Here is an 18940-nt window from a genome sequence, read left to right as displayed (position 1 = left end):
GTTAGCTCCTAAAATTTAAACTATAATTACTAAAGCGGTAGTGTTCCCCGATGGGAAAGGGGCAGTGCCTTTGGCGCTGTGATGTGAGTTCGAGTCTCACCCTACCGTATAACCTCAAGCTTTCCACCTAATATGTCACTTTTTACCGAATCCATTGGCGTACGATACGTTGTAATAAACATGTCTAAACCTTTGCTGTTTTTTGCATTAAAACTAACAACCACTTTAATTGCCTCATCTCCCTTATCAATTACATAAATTAACGCTTTACCTGCAGGTTCAAACAAAATTTGTGCATTGCTGTTGTTTATCCAGTCAACAAGGTTTTCGTATTCATGCAATGGCACATCAACATCATCACGCTTGTGCTTAGGTCTATTTGCATGAGCTAATTGTCGCTCACTTATCATCACAACTCGTGATGCATTTACCTTTTTATCAGCTAAATAATTAAATACATCATCGGGCAAAAAGCCCACTACTGCAGAGGCTTCTGGTGTCATGCCTATTTCACGCAAACGATCAAACTCTCTGGCTGCTTGCAGCTCTTGATGCTTTTCTATTTTCTGTAATTTTTGTGACACCCATTGCCTAAACACTGCCTCGCGCTCAGGGCTATTATTTAACGCCTGTATGGTTTGGCTACGTAAATCAATATCTTGCACACGGCCAATTTTTTGCGCTATGGCCATGTCTGTTCCAAAGGCGGCTTCTCCTGGGTTATGTGCCCACCCCACATCAGGGCGCATACTTTTGCCGTTGGGTAAGTTTATTTGTTTGTGGTCAACCTCTATCACTTCGCCTGTGGTTTTGTCTGTGCCTGCTTCAGCTTGAATGTCTTGTATGTATTGCTCGCCTTGTTCAACTTGTAGGCCCATGCGTTTAACTTGCGCCTCGGTTAAGGCACGAACGCGGCAACGACAGCCCCAGCCATTAGGTGGGTATATTACTTGCCATATTGGGTCATCAAACCTAAACACTTTACCGTTTAGGGTGCGGTGCGTTGGGCGGGTTTGGCCGTCTAATATGGCAACATACATCCAGTATGGGCGAGTTTTAGCGCCTTCCAATTGGCGACGATAACGGCCTGACATATACGCAGTTTGTAAATTAATGCGGTAAATATTGCGTAAGCGGTGGTAGCTGCCCAGTTGCACTTCACGCGCATTGCCCTCGCTATCCGCCCATATTTGTTTGCCCCACCAACCTTTGTTTTTTAAAAGCGGTGCAAGCTCATCAGTAAACTGTTTTGCGGTTTTACCTTGCGCGAGTGCTTGATCTAACCCTTTGCGTATATCTTCTAGCACATCCATTCGCATGGCTTTAGCCACAGTGAAAGCTTTAGCATGTGCGCCTTGCCATACTTCCCACCAGTTGTCCGATACGGTAAAACCTTTTGAGCGAAAATAAGCCACCGCATCTTTTGGCGGTTGTTTAAACGCTGTTTGCAAATCAACTGTCGGCATTTATTTGCCCCCACAGCTCGCCCACAAATAACACTTGCGCTAAACGTTGGGTAAACTCGGCATCGTCCATTGCTGGCCATACCTGGCTTAACTGCGCTTTTAAGCTTTCGGGGTTTTGCTCTGCTGCATCAAATAAGGGTTTTAAAATACCCAGCATTTGCTGGTCAAATTCGCCTGCGCTTAAACTATCTAACGCTTGCTCTATCGCCAATTGGTCGGCAAACGGCTCTATGCTTTCGCGGCGCAAAGCGGCAAAGCCTTTGAGTTGTGCAGGGTCTATTGCTGGCTTTGCATTGTTAAAGCCGCTGTTAAAACTTAATACGGCTTCGTTTTTGCCTGCCTCTGGTATTTTGGTTTTTTCGTGTAACCATTGGGTGGGTATACGCATGCCCATTTCAACAAACTTAGCCAGTGGCTCAGCTAATTGCGCTATTTCTTCTGGCTCTGTTGTGTCAAATTCAAAGCGTGGGTGGCGTCTTGGGCCGTTAAACGACTTACCATTCAGTGCATACAGCGGGTAAACAATATCGCGTGTTAAGGTGTTTTGCAGTTGTTTTAAATCGGCATCGCGTATTTCTGTACGCACTTCGTTGTGTACATTACCCAACGCATTTGTGCTGGTTTTACCGTCAGCTTGGCTGGTCAGTGTGCCGCCTAATATGGCTTTACTCTGCGATTTTTCACACCAATTGACCATAGCCATAAAAGGGTCGCTTGCACCGTCTGCCGCTTTTTCAAATTCAAGTGCCATGCCTTGGGGTATAATACCGCCTGCGTTATGGCCTATGCTCATAACTGCACGCAGCAATGTCAGTTTTTCTTTTTCGCTGGCACCTGCTGGGTATTTACCCAGGCGCAGCGGTAAACCATAAATCTCTAAAAACTCGGCTAAATCGCGCACTGAATAATTTTTAAATAAGAATGGCCACACAAGCACCCGAATTAAACCATGCCGCGATACGTAACCCGATTTTGATTTATGTTGATGTGCCAACCAACCGAACGGCCGCAGGGCTTCACCCTCATGCGAACCGTCGCGCAAAGTTATCTCGTTGCGGTTATTTGGGTTAACCTGGAACCAAGATGGGTCGCGATATTCACACGCCTCAATAATATGGGTGTTGTCGTAAAAGTCCCATACCAGCTCTTGGTTGCTAAAGCCTTTTAAAATGCCATCGCCTGCATCAAATATGGCTTCGTCTAACCAGGTGGCATTGCGTAGGAGTTCTTCTATCATTTGTGCGTCGCGTTGTTCTGCTGCGCTGGCATTAGGGGGCGGCACTATATTCCACGGCACTGACTGCATGGCTAAACGGCGTTTGCCTAGCTCTGATTGTACATGCGCGTCTTTTTCTTCTATGTCTTCGGCTAATTCACACTGAGCAATTAATTGGCCTCGTTCGGCTTCGCGTAAAATACTGGCGGCTTTAGCTGGGGTTAGCTTTAGCTGGGGTTAAACCGCCGCTTGGGTGATCGCCATAATGATTATGTAATTGCGCGAGCTTGGCACTAGATTCGGTTTGAACCTCTTCTAATTCAAGGTTAATGGGGTTGCCCCATTTATCTACTATTTTGCTGGTTTTCATGGTGGGTTCCTGTTGCTTTAGTAACAGCCATCTGAGCCTGTTGCTGGTAGGTCGTCTAAATCATCGTCATCATTTTGGCCGTACAAACCGCCTTTGCCGGGTAGACTGGTGTATTCAATTGCACTGCCGTCCATTTCAGCGGCACGTACTAACATGGCTATAGATATCGCGGCATCGCCATGGCGCTTATTGCCATCACTACCTTCGTTTTTGCCCTTATCAACTTGCGCTATACCGTTTTTAAGTTTGATTTGGCCAAGGTCGTCTAACACATCCTGATCTTTGGGTAGAACAATATTGTTCATATCAAAGTAGTCTTTAACTTTTGGCATCCATTCGCGGTACCAGTTTTGCGAAAGGTGAACACAATCAACCAATTCTGTACCGTATTTCAGCATGGCCGCTTCAGCTAAATAGCCGCCATTACCTGTGGCGTCAAAAGCCAAACCACGTAAACGAGGTAAACGCTCGGTTATGTAAAACATAATTTGCCGCTGCTGGTCGTAAGTTACATTACGCAGTTCAACCATAATGGGCACTTCAAGCTTGGTGTCCTGTTTAATCTCACCAATACTGAATACAGACAAATCGCCTTTACGCGCAAAGTCTTCACCAAATGCGTGGCTTAAATCAGGGCTGAGTTTTTCCAGCAATGGTAGCAGCTGCTCTTCACACCATTTTTGTACATCGATTACGCGCTGCTCCTCTGTCCATATTTCAAAGTCTTGTGGTGCTGTATAGCGCACAACTTTGCAATGTTCGGATAATGCACGCTCACGTACTCTACGGCTTAAATACTGCCCTGCACCTTGGCTGGGTACACAAAACAGCTCTTCGTTGGCGGCTTCTTCGGTTGGGTAAAAGTTAACTTGCTCTTTTAGCCAGGTATCTTCTTTTTGCTGCGACCATTCTTGACCGCTAATTAAACATATACGCTTATACAGCCCATGTTTGAGGGCTTTATCAATGGGTATATGGTGTACCGAGTAGTTTTTCTCGCCACGACGGGCTTGGGTGATAAGTGTATTAAACAGGTTATCAACGCCATTATGGGTTGAGATAATACGCAGCTTGCCGCCCCACATAGTGAGAGCCATGGCGGCTTTTAATACTTCGTCTAATCTGTCGTGGAATGCCGCTTCGTCAATAACCACATTGCCTTGGCGGCCACGCAAGTTGCGCGGGTTTGAACTTAGCGCGAGTATTTTTTTACCCGTGTGTGGAAACTTAATTTCAAACGACTTAATGCTTTTTTTATTGCCGTCTTCATCTTCGTCTTCAAAGATACTTTCTTCAATTTCGGTCATAACCATATTGAGTTTACGCGCCCAAAAAGCACAGGCATCGATAAACTCTTTGGCCATTTCTTTATCTGAGCCAAGGTAGTAAGTGTTTTGCGCGTTAACCGGCTGCGATGCACACATTACATCATCACAAGCTTCAGCAAAGGTTAAACCTGTTCGGCGTGATTTATCCGCTATTTTGATAACGGATTTGTCTTGCATCCACTCTTTTTGGTAGCCAAATAAAATGTCTGATTGCAGCGCAATTGCTAACGAACCCGCAATTTTAGAAAGTGGGGCTTGCTCAGTCATGTTTTAAACCCAAAATGTCGTGCTTAAAGAACGCCAGCATTTCTTCACGCGACTGCGGCACAAACTCGTTGCTGGTTTTTTCATCTAGCTCTTGGGCTAGTTTTTCGGCATAGGCTTTTTCAATTTCTTGCTGGCGTTTATGCGCGGCCATTGCGGTTGCTTCTAGTCGTTGTGCAGCCAGCATGGCATCTTTAATCATGCCGATGTCTACATCATCGTCATCATCTGGGTTCATTAATTGCTTTTGCATGGCTTTAAACAATTGAGACCGTCCCATTTCAAGGATCAGCTTTGTTGTATCGCCTGTGGGTTTGTCGCCCAGCTCTGCAGTTAATGCTTTGGTAGACTCACGCAGTTCGCGCAGCTTTTGGCCTATGGCTTCGGTTTTTTGCGCATGGCGGCTTAATCCGCTGCGGCTAATGGTTGCGCCATCGTCAAGGCCCGATTGAATAATTAACTGGTTTACTTCTTCTAATATTTCGCTTTGGCTAAAACGCTTGTCGCGCAGCATTTCGTCTAGCCGCTTTTTAATATCTTCTGGCAGTAAATCTACTTTGCTAGGTTTACCGCGGCGCACTGATTCGGTCATGGTTAGCTCCGCGGGCTTGGGCGTTTTATACCAGGCACGACAATTGAACCTTCAACCACATCAACACCTGACTGGCTAATAGTTGCAAGCCATGTGTTGGCACTGAGTTTTTCAAGCTTTACATAGCCATTGCGCTCTAACCAAGCTAGCTCGGTATGCACTTCGTCACGACTACTTTTTAAGTGATAGTGTTTGAGTATGTCGCCAATCATGCTGCTGTTAAGTTGATAGCCAGCGTCTTCGCTTAATGCAATTAAAATGCTAAGCCGAACATGCTCAGACTTAATTTGGTTAATCGCCATTGCGCGCACCTCTTAATTCGTTTTCCATTAGTAAATCAGTTAGTTTTTTAACGTCGTTTAATTGCGGGGTGAGCGAGTCTATTTTGCCGCCCACTTCAATTAAGCGCTTGTCCAGTTCGTGTAAATCTTCTGAGCTGGGCAGGTCTTCAATGGTTTTTTCAATATCCGTTAAACGCTGCTTGTGCTGCTCAAATTCTTTTTTGCTAACAAAGGTGCTACGCAGCCAAGCCAGTGCGCCTGCTCCAACAATGGCGCAGGCTATGGCAATAAAGGCTTTCCACCATTCCATAATAAAGTCCATGTTAGCCCCCGAGTTGCTGGCGACGGCGCAGCTCTTGTTCTTGCTGGCAGTCAATGCAGTATTCGCAGTTATGTACGGCCTTGCGTCTTGCTTGGGGTATTTCAATGCCGCACGCTAGGCAGTAGGGTTCGTCTATATCCGCGCCTTTAAATTTAGCTTTATTGGCTTGCAAGGCATGGTTTGTACGCATTTCTATTAAGTCTTGCGCTCTGTCGGCGTTATCCATTTGGCGTGTCCTTGGTGTGTGGTTTGGGTGGTAAATCACCGTTTTCAATTAACTTGTTTTCAATGCCATCAACCCATTGGTCATCCACTTTGTTGGTAGAAAGTTTTGCGGCTTTACGTAATAGCTTGATAGCCAATGGCAGCAACACATCAACGGTAATGGCGGCCATAAGTAGTTTTTCTAATACCGCAATAAGTACAGCGCGAAATACTTTAGCCATGGGTGGCCTCCTGTTCTTCGCTAATGGCAATGGAGTATTGCAACTGCAAATAGGTACGGCGTAACCAACCACGTAAATAGCCCGACTGGCTGCAATCGCTCGCAGCAGTCAGGCTATAATCCGCCCCCCGACGGCTTAAAAAATCGGCCAGTAAAGCGCTTGGCGTTCGCCCGCTGGCATGGCTAACGGTTTGAGGGCCAATAACACCATCAGCCGCGGCACCGCAGCTTATTTGCAAAAATTTAATCGACTCATCTACACCCGCATTAACGTATGCGCCAAATACAGACGGCTGCAGGTAAACAGGTAGTAGGTTTATGCGTGGGTATAGGTAATATTTTTTGTGATAGTGCGCCACTGCGCTTTCTAACGTGAGCTTGGTTACGTCAATTTCGTGGTTATATTTTTGGCTAAGGCCAAAGCGAGTTAAACCGCCTTTGTCGTTATGCTGGTTGGTTTGGCCACCATTACTTTTTAAAGCGCCTTCAACAACCAATACAAAGAGTATTGCGTCAACAAACGCACTAGGGTATTGCATTAAAAACCGATAGTTTGAAATATCAAACCCTGGGTTTTCAGCTTGTAAAATTTGGTGTTTTTTTGGGGGATTCATTATAGCCACGGAGTTTGTTTAAAAACGTGGCTATAGAATGGAATAGCTAGCTAATTTTGGTCATGTAACTTGGGTTAAAGGTTTTTACTATGTAACAGTGTTTTTATGTCCGACTGAGTTTATAAAATAAAAATCAGCGCTTAAATTCGTTTATATTTCGCCCAGTACTCACAATACTTAGCCTTATGTCTGTTAAGGTTGCGTAGCAGGTAGATTGCCAACGAAATAGCATCGTGGTATACGCGCTACCAACAAAAGCATAAAACGAATTATTATTACTGCTTCTTGCGTATAAATTAACATAAGAGGAGGCCATAGTCCGAAGTTCGTCAATATAATTGTGTAAGCCGAGCGCCCTTTCATCAAAACATAAAATTGTTATTATACTCTCGCATTCTAATAATTGTGTTTCCAGTACACGCCTAGCAGCATCGACTTTATTGGCAACCTTAGCAGTAACGTTTGGATTGGATAAACCAATATCACATTGGTCAGAAATAACAATTTCCAATTCACCCAAAGCCTTATACAGCGTATACAAATGCCTCCTTAACTCATCATCAAGTTTTTGCTGGTGGTCCATTGCAAACTGCTTCTCCTGGCGGATATTAAATTGCCATTGAGCATATACAATCCCCCCCAACGCAAGCATACCAACAGCCAAGCTAGTGACAAACGACTGCATTAATTCAACCGATACACATTGCGAGATTTTCATAATTGCAAAAAGAAAGTACACTATTCCTGATGAAACCAAAAAAATTAATAGCCCTTTACTATTCATACAAACCTTTTGCGTTGCCTATACCACGTGGCTCTTGCCCTTTTGAGCTGATTAAATTAAACCTAATTAATTTGAACCTGTGTATTATCCTCAATAACTAAAGACCCTTTGACACCAATTCTTAGACCAATTTCCTGCATTGATGCTTGGCCTTGTAAATTCGTGATGCACTGGCTCTCCAATAAACTTTCCAAATCCTTTCTAAATGAATCATCAAAAACCACTTCGTGCCCTTTTTTCTTGTATACAACAATATTGTTGTCTTCGAAGTGCTTTAGCAATTCCTTGATTGTTAAAATTTCACCCTGTTGGGGTAGAAGATTTTTCAAAAGATTAGTCACTACCGTACCCTCATATCAATTGTTAAACCATATAAAACAGCCGTTAGTTATCGTTTAATCTCTCAGCACTTTCCAATGCTGCTAATTGAAAATGTAATTACTTTATACCCCTTAATAATTATTCTGACAATCCAACAAATCCAAATTACAAAAAAACGGGGATTCTTGGTATTCAATCAGCGTTCCATTCAGGTTAAAAGTAGCCTTGGCAGAACTTTTCAACCGCGCACCGAATGAATTAGTGGCACTGTATGTGAGTGTAACTAAAATTTTATATTCCGTTAATTCAACAATTTGAGTTTCCAAGTGCTTGTAACTTGAAGGATCTTTCAAATACATTTGCACAATTTCAGCGAGCGGCTGATATTCACCCGAGAAAAACGATATATTAGAGCTGAAAATTTTATTTGAAATAAACCCAGCCATAACACTTACAGCAAGTACACAAACACCAAGTATCAATTTGGCAAAAACTCCATTTCCTTGCTTGTTGCGTTTAAACCTATTTTGATACGTATTCTCATTTAATACTGTTCCGCATTTAATGCATTCTGCTGCCTTAGCGACATTTTTTTTACCACATTCAGGGCACTCTATTACTTTAACGGCCATGTTTAATCCTTGTAATTTATAAACGTAAAACTCAGTTCACTTCAACTTAGCAACCCAATTGTACAGCTGTTCCAATTCTCTATCGCTCAGCTCTTTCATCGACTCGGCTCCAAAGTTAATGGCCATGTAATCTTTTCGTTCTTGCTCAATGCCTAACTTTTTAACATTGGTATGAATAAACGAATACTTACGCTTTCGCCATTCTGGCGACTGCTTGGCTTTTACAGAGCGACTTAAACGGCCAATTGTTTGGCGTAAATAACTAATGGCAGGGTCGAATTGCTCTTGCGTTAATAGCTGGTATTTAGTGCATTTAAATTTGCGCTTAAAGCTAGCCCATACAGCGGCATAGCCGCGGGGCTTTTCTTTTACGTGCGCTTCGAGTACAACTATTTGACGCACCAACTCTTTTATTTCATACGCTTGAGCATCTGTTATATGTTGCTCGCCTGGCGTTACCATAATCTGTTGAATAGCTGGCGGCTGGTTAATGGAAATACTACCTCCGGCAATGATATTGCCGTTGCCTATGGTTGTACCCGAACGCTCACCGCTAGCCCTTTTTTGCTTCAACATTTTTTCAAACGATAGAACGTTGTTGTTTTTTAATAACTCCTCAACAATCTTATTATCGTTGTCCATTACTGCTCCTTTTCCGTTATGCTGCGAATAAATTTATTACCTTTGCCCCAATTTCGACTTGATCAATTTCTTTGTTATTTTGTTCGCAAAACTCAATAACTTGATATACCTCGTTTACCACTTGCACAAACATGTCTGGGTCGGCCACTTCTCGGCCTGATTTAATGACGTACAACATCACTATACGCATTGCTCTGTCGTAGTTTTGTTTGTTTATAGCCACCGAATCACGCTGGCCTGTTACCACGTAATTCACATCAAAGCCTAGCTTTGACAATTCATTTAATTTGTCTGAGGGAATTGGATTACCAGACTCCCAGCGGTAATAAGTCGCCTTATTTACACCTATAAATTCAAAAACGTCTTTCTGTTTTAAACCGAGACGTTCTCTCTCAGACAACAAAAAAGATTGCATATTTGCACCTTTTTATATTGACAGGTGCAAATATGCACCCTATATTTATCTCGAACTTTATCAAACCCTGCTGCAACCGTTCGCCAAAACCACGCAACAGGGTAAACCAAAGAGGTAATTTACTATGAATTCCGAAGAAATCAAACAAGCCATTAGTGATAAAGGCTACACCTTGTCCATGATCGCCGATGCGTTAGACGTAAGCTTAGGCTCTGTGTCTGGTTTAATTGGTGGCCATAACAAGTCTCGCACCATTGCAGAAGCCGTTTGCAAAATAATTGAAAAGCCACTGGAAGAAGTATTTCCCGCCATTGCCAATTCAAAACGCTGCGTAGGCAAAGCCCGCAAAGCCAAAGTTGCAGAATTGCGCGAATTATTCGCACAAGCCAGCTAACCACAAGGACGCCCCCAATGACCGACTTAAATAATTTAAGCCACGCTGAGTTGATTAATTTATGCAACCAGCAACGGCAACAGTTGCAAGCATGCCACTCGCTAATTTTGGCAAAACGTATTAGCACAGAGCACCGCCGCTTAATGCGAAATTTAACCAAACTTTGCCAAACCGACATGAAGTTTAAAGACATGGCCGCCGCCCTTGGCGTAAGCAAAAGGTACTGCCGCGAGTTACGACGCAAGCTTGAATCACTTGGCATGGTTACGCCTCCGCATTGCTTAGAGAGCCGACAAAAAACCGCTGTGTGTTTTCCGTCAGTTCGATTGGCGCTAGTAAGTAGCTGCACCAACACGGAGGTGAAATATGGCTAGCGCTATTTGTACACCACTTACGCCAAACCAAAGTTTGCAACGCAAGCATTACATTGCACCTAGCGCTCAAACCCAATTGAACACAGAGCACACGTTGCTGTGGCGCGTAACTCAGCAAAGTATTGAGCAAACACCTAACTTCGCTAATTTGCTTGCCACTGATGAACACATTGCGAGTTTGTGTAAACCTTACAAAGCCAAGCTGACTCGGCCAGCCAATTTGCTCACGTTGAAGTTGTGTTGGTTTTTCGATTCGGGTAGCCATTTTGATGCTCTTTCGTTGTATGTGTATGCAGCTAATTTAAGCAACAGTTTGGTGACATCGAAACAGGACATTTGCGAATTTGTTTTTGTGCGTGAGCGCAACGATAACGGACGAACAGTTATTAGTATGTCTGGAGGCAAACATGCCTAGACGCAATTGGAAGTATGTATCAGGCCACGACCCGGTAGATGCATTAGACAAATGCCTACAGCACGCCAAAGAGAAACACAATTTAAGCGTAGAACGCATTATGGACAGGCTCGGAATGGCTAGTAAGTCGCAGATGTATGGCTACCTAGCGGATGCAAAATTACCGGTAAACCGTTTGATAGCGTTTGAGCAAACTTGTGGCATTCCTTTGTTTACTAAGTATAGCGCTGCTTCGCAGGGGTTTATGTTGGTAAAAATCCCTACAGGGCGTAAAGCCGAAGCCAAAGAGCTGGCTGAGCTACAAGTCGCACTGGCTCAAGTAGGCAGCCAAATTATTAACTTTTACAACGGTGAATGCAGCGTTGACGAAACAACCAACATGATTATGGCTGCGCTGCAAGATTTAGCTTACCACAAGTCTGAACTAGAACATTTTAAGCAACCTAGCTTGTTAGGAGATCACAATGGCTAGCAATCAAATAATTAGAACCTTATCTGCTATCGAACTTTTAGCTGAGCATATTTGCCACGGCATTAGCCAAGCTGAATTGGCCAGAGCTTTAGGCGTACAAAGCACCGAGGCTGGCCGCATTCTTGCCAACCTTATGCAAGCCGAGTGGGCAGAGAAAACCCCTCACAATAATCGTTTATATCGTTTAACCCCTAGAGTGGGTGGTCTTTCACATAAAGTTGAACATTCGCTGCGTGTTGCACGTGAGCAATTGCGCCAGGATGCGTCTACATACGCTGGCTTTTAGGGGGTAATAATGACTACAGATAACAAAGATGTAATGGAAATGACCACGGCCGAAGAAGCGGCTTTGTACCAAAAATTAAACGATGGTTATGGTGAAGGCCGAGATGAAATAAACCAGCTTATCGGCCAGATTCAAATGGCCGAGGCGTTTTCAAAAATGACCGACGTCGTCTCTTTGCAAAAATTGCAATACATCAAAGAACATAAGCTTTACAAGGCTTTAAAGGGAAGAATTGTTGACATTGACGGCGAGAAACGGCCGATGGTCGGTTCTTTTGATGAATTTTGTTTACTCATTGGCACACACAAAAATACAGTAAATGAACGTCTACAAAACGCCAATCAGTTTGGCATTGAAGCTGCGGAAACGTTCGAACGTATAGGAGTTTCTACCAAAACTCTGCGCCTAGCTCGCAAACTGCCAGAAGACGAACAAGCGATTGTGGCTGAATATACGTCTAAACCAGAAGTGACTAAAGAAGACGTCCAACAGCTTATAAATGATTTGGACGAAAAACACCAAAAGGTGTTAGACGATAAAGAGTCTGAACTGGCGAATAAATCTAAAGAAATAGACAGTTTAAAAGCCAACCTTAATGCCAACCGCGATTTGTATAGTAAGGCCCAGCAAGAATCTGAAGCACTAAGAATTAAGTTAGAAGAAAAGCGCCTCAAGCCTAACGACTATTCGCAGTTGACCAAAGACATTGAAGAAATAGCCAAAAAAGCTGCGTTAAGAGTGGTTGAGGCTGGTATGCAAATGTCGGATTTAGCGCTACAGCTAAACACCAAGCTGATGGAATGCAATAACCCAGTACAAGAGGCCGCTTTTGAACGAGCGTTAGAGATTGCCATACCACAAGCGCACACTGCTTTTTTTGAAGCTCTGCAACGAGCTGCTGCCTTGTTTGACGAGTTTGATCACAGCATGGGTAACTTTGCCAACCAACCGAAAGCAAACTGGGAATTAATTAAACAGTTAGCTACGCCTGTAAATGCTGAGTAAGGAGCCACCATGTCAGCCACTTTAAACCATGAATATTTTGATGCCTTACGCAACTTTGCTTTGAAGTTAGAAAAAGCTGCCCACGGCACAAAACAAAGCATCATTAGTGATGCGCTTGCTTATTTTGGCTGGTCGAATCACCACAAGCTGTACCGAGAAATGGATAAACATGGGCTGAAATACAGCAAGCGTAAAACCAGAAGCGACAAGGGCAAAACGGCTCAAGACGAAACCGCACTGGAAATGGTTGCCGCGACTTTGCATACAGGCAGTAGAAGCAACGGTAAACAGATGATGGAAGTACCTAATGCTATTTCTATTCTTAGCCAAAACGGTTACAACTTTATGAGTAAAAGCACTGTGAATAGGCTGCTGCGTGAACGTAATATGAATGCTAAGGCAATGCAGCGCGATTCAGCTGCTACCCAGTTGCGCAGTTTGCATCCAAATCATGTGCATCAAATTGACCCTTCGCTCTGTGTGATTTACTACGATCCTGAAAGCAAAAAGGTGAAAGGTTCAAACGTATTTCAAAACTTGGCGGATGAATCTGCTTTTTATAAGAATAAGCCTGATTCATTTAGTAAAACAGCCAAATTACGTGTATGGCGTTATGTGTGTACTGACCACACCAGCGGGCATATATGGGTTAAGTATTACAGCGCGGCGGGCGAAAGTATGCAGCTTGTTGCTGACTTTATCCTATGGTGTTGGATTAAACAGCAAGAACGTGAAGCACATGGTTTGCCGTACATTTTATATGTAGACCGAGGCACGGCCAATATTGCTAAACCAGTTAAGCGTTTGTGTGATTCGCTGAATGTTGACCTGCGAACGCATGACACTGGTAACTCACGCGCAAAAGGTCAGGTTGAAAATGCCAACAATATTGTTGAAAAACTCTTCGAGAGCCGTTTGCTGCTAGAGCCAGTTAAATCGGTAGATGAAATGAACGATGCTGTATTTGCTTGGCAAAACGCTTACAACGCAGACCTTATTCCTAACTACGACGCCAAACTAAGTAGAACCAATAAAAGCCGCCTAGATGTATGGCGCACAATTCATACTGCAGCTTACAGCAAGCATTTGCGTATTTGCCCACCTGAGCAAATTTGCCGCTATATGTTGAGCTACGAACCAGTTGAGCGAAAGGTTAAAAACAATTATGTGATCACCTTTGTTCACCCGGCTATTGGCACAAGCGTACCTTATTTGTTGGAGGGTTTGCTCGGGGTGTTAATTGGTGAAAAGGTCAGAGTTGCGCCGATTATTTTGGACGGCTCTACCGACATTTTAGTTTTCACTAAAGATCCTTTGTCTGGCAAAGAGATTGTGCACCAGGTGCAAGTAGACGAACGAGACGAGTTTGGCTTTAGTTTAGCTGGCAGTGTGATTGGTGAGGGTTACGCGGCTTTAGCAGATGACCAAATTGACGGCAATAAGAAAGCCGCCAATGCGTTGGCTTACGCTGGCTTGAGCCAAGAAGATGCAGAGAAAGCCCGCAAAAAACATGACACACCATTTAACGGCGAGATAAATGCGCATAGTCATTTAAAAGATATTCAGCACACAGCCGCTTTTGCAACTAAGGGGCATGAAATTGATGTACCTGAAATGTTTATACCTGAAAAAGGTGAAAAACGCTTAGATGCTTTAGATGCTCGTATGCAAATTAGCGAAATTATCGACCGACCACTCAGTGTTGCCGAGGCAGAGTGGATTAACGACCAGGAGGTTTACCCATCGAAATTAAACGAAATTGCACAGTATGTTAAATCGGGCGCGTTATCGCGACCTCAACTAAAAGTAGTTGGAGACCACTAGATGTCCGCAATACCTAAGACCTGGCATTTAAAGCTTGGGCGACTATTGGCTGCACGAGGCATTAATCAAAAAGATATTTGCTCGTTTGCCAAAACTATAGGGGTTCAAGTTAGCCCTGCGGTTATTAACCGCATTATTAAGAACAACGAATGGCCAAAACGTGAGAATTTTTGCGCTCAAATTAAAAATGCATGTGAGCTTTTTGCTATTGAAAAGCTTGAGTGCTCCGCTGAAAACATTAGCGATATTTGGGCTGAAGATACCAAAGGCGGCGTAACCGTAACTGAAGTACACGAAGCCATGCATATGAAACGAACCAAGGCTCAAGCCGAGGCACCTTCCACTGAATTTATAGCACCGGAGAATGAAATGCTGGAGCAAAACACACTTAAACATTTTGGTTTAGCTGGTCAGCCGTTTGATAACGAGATCAATTGTTTAGAGGACATTTACTTAAACCAAAGCTTATTAATGAATAAAGAAGCCATGCTAAGCGCTGCAACAACGGGTGGCATGATCAGCATTATTGGTGAGTGCGGCAGCGGTAAGTCGATTTTAAAGGAGTTGTTTGTTGAGGAGTTGGAAATTGAGCATCCGTATTGTGACATTATTGAGCCTGCTACTTTAGACAGACACCGCATTACCACTAGCTCGGTAACTGCTGCGGTTTTTGAAGCTTTGCATATTGATTCGGTGCCTCAGTCTATTGAACAACGCGATCGGTTAATTCGCCGTGAAGTTAAGAAGCTAGCCAAAGAAGGTAAGCGCTTTGTGTTTTTAGTGGATGAAGCGCATGCCCTGCATTATTCAGTGATCAAACAGCTTAAATGTTTGCGCGAGGCCGCGGGTAATTTAACTAAGGTGATTGGGGTTATTTTGCTGGGCCAACCTGAGCTACACGAAACTTTGAGCGGCAGTAACACTCGCGAATTCAGCTGGCGCTGTAAGCGTATGGAAACCCGCGCCCTGGGTGACGAAACCCAAGCTTATATTGAGTTTAAATTAAGCCGCGCTCGTAAGTCGTTTGGTGATGTGTTTTCAGATGATGCTATTGCCGCAATAAAACAGCGTTTGTGTGGCTCACGCAGCAACGGCATTAACCGTAGCAATTCAATTGTTGATATGACTTATCAGCTGCACGTTAACAATTTATGTAATGAAGCTATGAATATAGCCGCTAGAGTGTCTGAACCTTTGGTGTCGGCTGCAATTATTCGTAAATGTAGAGGCGCGGCTTAGGCCGCTTTGGGAGGCAAACATGAGTGTTATTCAAGAGAAACTGCAATGTGATTTGTGCGGCTGGCACGGTGTTACAGGCGAGTTGGTTATTGTTGATAATGAGTTAACTTGCCCGAGCTGCTGCGGTGACGGTGAAGATCAAAATAAAAAGCGTGAGGACTCAGATGTTAGATAAAAAAGAAATACCTGACGGTTACTGGCAAGACGCTAAGGGTTCGCTTGTACCCGAAAACATGGTTAAACCCATAGATAAAGCACGCAATGATTTAGTTTTAGAAGTTGTTAGCAAAGCTTTAGAGTTGCAAGAGGCTCTAATTAAATTTAGAGCCTCAACGTTTGCGGATATTGACGCTTTTGTTGAGCTATCTGCTGAACAATATGACGTTAAGTTGGGTGGTAAAAAAGGCAACGTGACTTTGCACAGCTTTGATGGTCAATTCAAAATTGTTCGCGCAATACAAGAACACATCGCCTTTGATGAACGCTTACAAGCAGCTCGCGAATTGATTGACGAGTGCCTTAAAGAATGGACAAAAGACAGTGTGCCAGAGCTTAAAGCCATTATTGATCGCGCCTTTGATGTAGACAAAGAAGGCAAAATTAATACGGCTCGTGTTTTGGGGTTACGTCGTTTAGATATTAAAGACAAACGCTGGTTAACTGCAATGACCGCTGTGTCTGAAGCTTTGCAAGTTGTTGGCAGCAAAAGTTACATACGTTTGTACAAACGTGTTGGCGACAGCCAGCAGTATGTACCAATTTCGTTAGACCTGGCTGGCGCGTAAGTGCCAGCTTAAATTTTAAATCTTTTACATAAACCAAAAATAGGAAATCTATTATGAATAAATCTCAATTAATCACTGCTATCGCTGAAGGTGCTGATATTTCTAAAGCCAGTGCAACACGTGCTTTAAACTCAATTATTGAAACGGTTCAAACTGAATTGGCCAGCGGCGGCAAAGTCGAACTGATTGGCTTTGGTACCTTTAGTGTGTCAGAACGTGCAGAACGCCAAGGCCGCAACCCTTCAACAGGTGCAGCCATCACTATTCCAGCGGCTAGATTGCCCAAGTTTAAGCCTGGCAAAAACTTAAAAGACGCGGTGAATTCTTAATCTTAATTTTGCCCCTTCGGGGGCATTGGAACTTCAATGAACTATTTAGTACAAGGCAATGAATCTGCAGCACGTTTAGAGTTGCTTTTAAAGCTCACTAAAATTGAGAGTGAGGATATAAAAGCAGCTTTGCATGACCACTTGGTTAGAGGGTTTAAGGCCAGCCATGCAGCTCATATCAATAACGTACAGCAGCAAAACTTTGTTCGTGCGTACAAAAAACTTAATTCAATAGCCCAAATAGTTGAGCAAATCAAAGAACTAGACTGGGCACATTTCAAAAAACAAATTTAATTTACATCGGTTAACTGATTGAGGGCAGGATTTTATGAAGACATTTTTGAAGCAACAAAGCCAGTATATACAATTAATTCATATTGCCAAGTCGCAGCTTAAAATTGACGATGATGTTCATCGCGTGAACTGTTTGCATTTTTCCAGCAACCGAACCAATTCTACAACCAAAATGACTCGGCTTGAATTGGCTAATTACTTAGAACATTTGAAAAACCTTGGGTTTAAAGCAACCTCTAAAAAACGTACTAGCAAAAAGCCTGCTGGCTATTTCAGCCCTAAAGGTCGCGGAACTGTTCATGACAAGCTACGTTCTGTTTGGTTTGAAATGTGCGATGCTGGTTTTATAGAGTCTCGCTCTGAGGAAGCAATTTTTAATTACACTTGGAATCAATTAAAAGACAACTGGCCAGAGAAAGTTGCTAAACCACGCACACTCAACAACATACCAACTAAATGCATTCATCCTATCGTTAACCGCCTTAAAAAATGGCAAAAAAGACGCATGCAAGAGGTTGCAAATGGCTGATTCTGTCGTAAAAGAAAAACAAGGTTCTGAGTTTTTAATGTGTATGTCTGCTCAGCTGGCTGAGTCTTTAATAAAGGCTGGCGTCAGTGAAGAAACGGCCAATAAATGTGCGTGGGATGCGGTTGATTATGTGCGTAAACAGCATGGTGGTTTGGTGTTATATATCCCAAAAGGCAAAAACTTGGACGCTGTGCTGCAACAAATGAAAATTTTTGAAGAGTTTACTGGCAACAACCAAGCAGAGCTGGCTAAAAAATACGGTTATTCTATCCAACATATTTACCGCATTTATAAACAAATTTTGCAGCATAAACGCGAGCATAACGACTTGCCACAAGCTGATATGTTCTATCAGGGGGACGCATGAAACTTGCTCGTTGCCCTGTATGCCACACCCACATTGATTTGCTGTCACTAGTTGAAGACCAGGCGGGACGAGATCTATTAATTGAAGTGGCAAAGCTTGAAGGTTGGGCAGCTCCCTCATTGCTGTCCTATCTCTCGTTATTTAAACCAGCTAAAAGCGATTTAAACAACGCTAGAGCATTAAAGCTTTTACAAGAGGTATTAATGATGCACCCACACCGCAAACTCTTATCAGAATCGTGTGACGCCACGGTACAGCAAATACGAGCTAAACGCGTCGAAGGAAGTGCAAAACCATTAAAAGACCACGCTTATTTAAAAAGCGTGATAGAGACTCGAAAAAATGACTATCACAGTGTAACGCAATCAACTGTCGGCTCTATTCAAGCCACTACTCGCCAATACACTGCTGCTGAATTAGCAGCTCAACAACAAGAACACTTCAACAAGCTCAAAAATCAAAAAAGGGCTGGTAATTAGCCAGCCCTTCAATGGTTACGTATTTTATTTTTTAATTATATTATGTCACACGCAATCCCACTTAATTTCACATATTCCCGCAATTTTTCGCAAATTTATTGGTTATTTATCTTAAGTTAGATCATTATCGTCTGCTCGTATCATGTAGACATACCAAATAGGATCTTGGGAAACACGGTTGTGCATCGATACACTTCCAAATGGAATTTCAGCTATATATACAAAAAACCCAGCCAATGAAAAACCCAGCCAATGGGCTGGGTTATTAATATGGACCTGATAATGTGCTACTCTCACATGGGAAACCCCACACTACCATCGCCGCTATTGTGTTTCACTTCTGAGTTCGAAATGGATCAGGTGGTGCCACAATGCTATCGTCATCAGGAAAAACTGGGTAATTTCTAGTTTTTCTTATGTTTAATGAATTATAAGCCTGGCAGTGTGCTACTCTCA

General features: G+C 43.2%; 30 protein-coding genes, 1 tRNA gene and 1 rRNA gene. 16 read left to right on the top strand and 16 right to left on the bottom strand.

Annotated elements, in window-relative coordinates; all coding sequences use genetic code 11:
• Positions 1–34 precede the first annotated feature (34 nt).
• Positions 35–109, top strand: a tRNA-Gln gene (locus DS2_RS20430).
• Here the strand turns inward: DS2_RS20430 and DS2_RS10420 are convergent.
• The 15 genes from DS2_RS10420 to DS2_RS19885 form a co-directional block, all read right to left on the bottom strand.
• Positions 102–1466, bottom strand: coding sequence for a phage minor head protein (locus DS2_RS10420; RefSeq protein WP_035014703.1), 1365 nt, complete (start codon positions 1464–1466; stop codon positions 102–104). The genes DS2_RS20430 and DS2_RS10420 overlap by 8 nt on opposite strands.
• Positions 1453–2826 carry a DUF935 domain-containing protein gene (locus DS2_RS10415; RefSeq protein ID WP_419177444.1) on the bottom strand — a complete coding sequence of 458 codons (1374 nt, stop codon included), beginning with the start codon at positions 2824–2826 and terminating at the stop codon, positions 1453–1455. Before DS2_RS10415 ends, DS2_RS10420 begins: the two co-directional genes overlap by 14 nt.
• A 67-nt stretch (positions 2827–2893) precedes the next feature.
• Positions 2894–3052, bottom strand: coding sequence for a DUF935 domain-containing protein (locus DS2_RS20840; RefSeq protein WP_235188579.1), 159 nt, complete (start codon positions 3050–3052; stop codon positions 2894–2896).
• A gap of 17 nt (positions 3053–3069) precedes the next feature.
• Positions 3070–4647 (bottom strand): terminase large subunit domain-containing protein, encoded by a 1578-nt coding sequence (locus DS2_RS10410; protein ID WP_035014702.1) that lies wholly within the window; start codon positions 4645–4647, stop codon positions 3070–3072.
• On the bottom strand, positions 4640–5236 hold the full coding sequence (locus DS2_RS10405) for a DUF3486 family protein (RefSeq protein ID WP_035014701.1): 597 nt from the start codon (positions 5234–5236) through the stop codon (positions 4640–4642). The genes DS2_RS10410 and DS2_RS10405 overlap by 8 nt, the downstream gene beginning before the upstream one ends.
• Before the next feature lie 2 nt (positions 5237–5238).
• Positions 5239–5538 (bottom strand): hypothetical protein, encoded by a 300-nt coding sequence (locus DS2_RS10400; protein WP_035014700.1) that lies wholly within the window; start codon positions 5536–5538, stop codon positions 5239–5241.
• On the bottom strand, positions 5528–5839 hold the full coding sequence (locus DS2_RS10395; RefSeq protein ID WP_035014699.1) for a DUF2730 family protein: 312 nt from the start codon (positions 5837–5839) through the stop codon (positions 5528–5530). Before DS2_RS10395 ends, DS2_RS10400 begins: the two co-directional genes overlap by 11 nt.
• Position 5840: 1 nt before the next feature.
• Entirely contained in the window at positions 5841–6065 is a 225-nt protein-coding gene (locus DS2_RS10390) for a TraR/DksA C4-type zinc finger protein (RefSeq protein WP_035014698.1), read from the bottom strand.
• Positions 6058–6285: a hypothetical protein gene (locus DS2_RS10385; protein WP_035014697.1), complete on the bottom strand. Its 228-nt coding sequence runs from the start codon at positions 6283–6285 to the stop codon at positions 6058–6060. Before DS2_RS10385 ends, DS2_RS10390 begins: the two co-directional genes overlap by 8 nt.
• The gene (locus tag DS2_RS10380; protein ID WP_035014695.1) at positions 6278–6898 is read right to left on the bottom strand and encodes a glycosyl hydrolase 108 family protein; all 621 of its coding nucleotides are present in this window, start codon (positions 6896–6898) and stop codon (positions 6278–6280) included. Before DS2_RS10380 ends, DS2_RS10385 begins: the two co-directional genes overlap by 8 nt.
• Positions 6899–7031: 133 nt before the next feature.
• Positions 7032–7682, bottom strand: coding sequence for a hypothetical protein (locus tag DS2_RS10375; RefSeq protein ID WP_035014694.1), 651 nt, complete (start codon positions 7680–7682; stop codon positions 7032–7034).
• A gap of 62 nt (positions 7683–7744) precedes the next feature.
• Complete coding sequence (locus DS2_RS10370) at positions 7745–8023, bottom strand: hypothetical protein (RefSeq protein ID WP_035014693.1); 279 nt, start codon at positions 8021–8023, stop codon at positions 7745–7747.
• 111 nt (positions 8024–8134) lie between these two features.
• A complete protein-coding gene (locus DS2_RS10365) occupies positions 8135–8635 on the bottom strand; it encodes a zinc ribbon domain-containing protein (RefSeq protein ID WP_035014692.1) in 501 nt (166 codons plus the stop codon).
• A 36-nt stretch (positions 8636–8671) separates the two neighbouring features.
• The gene (locus tag DS2_RS10360) at positions 8672–9277 is read right to left on the bottom strand and encodes an ORF6C domain-containing protein (RefSeq protein WP_051479791.1); all 606 of its coding nucleotides are present in this window, start codon (positions 9275–9277) and stop codon (positions 8672–8674) included.
• Positions 9278–9293: 16 nt separating this feature from the next.
• A complete protein-coding gene (locus tag DS2_RS19885) occupies positions 9294–9692 on the bottom strand; it encodes a helix-turn-helix domain-containing protein (protein WP_051479790.1) in 399 nt (132 codons plus the stop codon).
• Between the two features lie 124 nt (positions 9693–9816).
• Between DS2_RS19885 and DS2_RS10350 the strand changes: the two genes are divergently transcribed.
• From DS2_RS10350 to DS2_RS10285, 15 genes are read left to right on the top strand one after another with little or no spacing between them, the layout of a single operon-like run.
• Entirely contained in the window at positions 9817–10086 is a 270-nt protein-coding gene (locus DS2_RS10350) for a transcriptional regulator (RefSeq protein WP_035014690.1), read from the top strand.
• A gap of 17 nt (positions 10087–10103) precedes the next feature.
• Positions 10104–10460, top strand: a complete 357-nt coding sequence (locus DS2_RS10345; RefSeq protein ID WP_035014689.1) for a hypothetical protein — start codon at positions 10104–10106, stop codon at positions 10458–10460.
• Positions 10453–10875, top strand: a complete 423-nt coding sequence (locus DS2_RS10340) for a hypothetical protein (RefSeq protein WP_035014688.1) — start codon at positions 10453–10455, stop codon at positions 10873–10875. The genes DS2_RS10345 and DS2_RS10340 overlap by 8 nt, the downstream gene beginning before the upstream one ends.
• Positions 10868–11347: a hypothetical protein gene (locus tag DS2_RS10335; RefSeq protein ID WP_035014687.1), complete on the top strand. Its 480-nt coding sequence runs from the start codon at positions 10868–10870 to the stop codon at positions 11345–11347. Before DS2_RS10340 ends, DS2_RS10335 begins: the two co-directional genes overlap by 8 nt.
• Complete coding sequence (locus DS2_RS10330) at positions 11340–11633, top strand: hypothetical protein (protein ID WP_035014686.1); 294 nt, start codon at positions 11340–11342, stop codon at positions 11631–11633. Before DS2_RS10335 ends, DS2_RS10330 begins: the two co-directional genes overlap by 8 nt.
• Before the next feature lie 9 nt (positions 11634–11642).
• Complete coding sequence (locus DS2_RS19880; protein WP_051479789.1) at positions 11643–12638, top strand: hypothetical protein; 996 nt, start codon at positions 11643–11645, stop codon at positions 12636–12638.
• Positions 12639–12647: 9 nt separating this feature from the next.
• Positions 12648–14462 (top strand): DDE-type integrase/transposase/recombinase, encoded by a 1815-nt coding sequence (locus DS2_RS10320; protein WP_035014685.1) that lies wholly within the window; start codon positions 12648–12650, stop codon positions 14460–14462.
• The gene (locus DS2_RS10315; protein WP_035014684.1) at positions 14463–15701 is read left to right on the top strand and encodes an ExeA family protein; all 1239 of its coding nucleotides are present in this window, start codon (positions 14463–14465) and stop codon (positions 15699–15701) included.
• A gap of 19 nt (positions 15702–15720) precedes the next feature.
• Positions 15721–15876 (top strand): hypothetical protein, encoded by a 156-nt coding sequence (locus tag DS2_RS20570; RefSeq protein ID WP_160168556.1) that lies wholly within the window; start codon positions 15721–15723, stop codon positions 15874–15876.
• A complete protein-coding gene (locus DS2_RS10310) occupies positions 15866–16486 on the top strand; it encodes a DUF3164 family protein (protein ID WP_035014683.1) in 621 nt (206 codons plus the stop codon). Before DS2_RS20570 ends, DS2_RS10310 begins: the two co-directional genes overlap by 11 nt.
• Positions 16487–16539: 53 nt before the next feature.
• Positions 16540–16815 carry an HU family DNA-binding protein gene (locus DS2_RS10305; protein ID WP_035014682.1) on the top strand — a complete coding sequence of 92 codons (276 nt, stop codon included), beginning with the start codon at positions 16540–16542 and terminating at the stop codon, positions 16813–16815.
• 36 nt (positions 16816–16851) lie between these two features.
• Positions 16852–17109: a PapB/FocB family fimbrial expression transcriptional regulator gene (locus DS2_RS10300; RefSeq protein ID WP_035014681.1), complete on the top strand. Its 258-nt coding sequence runs from the start codon at positions 16852–16854 to the stop codon at positions 17107–17109.
• Between the two features lie 34 nt (positions 17110–17143).
• Positions 17144–17638 (top strand): phage protein GemA/Gp16 family protein, encoded by a 495-nt coding sequence (locus DS2_RS10295; RefSeq protein ID WP_051479788.1) that lies wholly within the window; start codon positions 17144–17146, stop codon positions 17636–17638.
• Positions 17631–18005: a Mor transcription activator family protein gene (locus DS2_RS19875; RefSeq protein ID WP_051479787.1), complete on the top strand. Its 375-nt coding sequence runs from the start codon at positions 17631–17633 to the stop codon at positions 18003–18005. Before DS2_RS10295 ends, DS2_RS19875 begins: the two co-directional genes overlap by 8 nt.
• Positions 18002–18484, top strand: coding sequence for a hypothetical protein (locus DS2_RS10285; protein WP_051479786.1), 483 nt, complete (start codon positions 18002–18004; stop codon positions 18482–18484). The genes DS2_RS19875 and DS2_RS10285 overlap by 4 nt, the downstream gene beginning before the upstream one ends.
• A 274-nt stretch (positions 18485–18758) precedes the next feature.
• Here the strand turns inward: DS2_RS10285 and rrf are convergent.
• Positions 18759–18872: ribosomal RNA gene (gene rrf / locus DS2_RS10280) — 5S ribosomal RNA — on the bottom strand.
• Positions 18873–18940: the final 68 nt, after the last annotated feature.

This window comes from Catenovulum agarivorans DS-2 (assembly GCF_000568405.1).
Lineage (GTDB): Bacteria > Pseudomonadota > Gammaproteobacteria > Enterobacterales > Alteromonadaceae > Catenovulum > Catenovulum agarivorans_A.
This window is presented reverse-complemented; position numbering and strand designations above follow the sequence as displayed.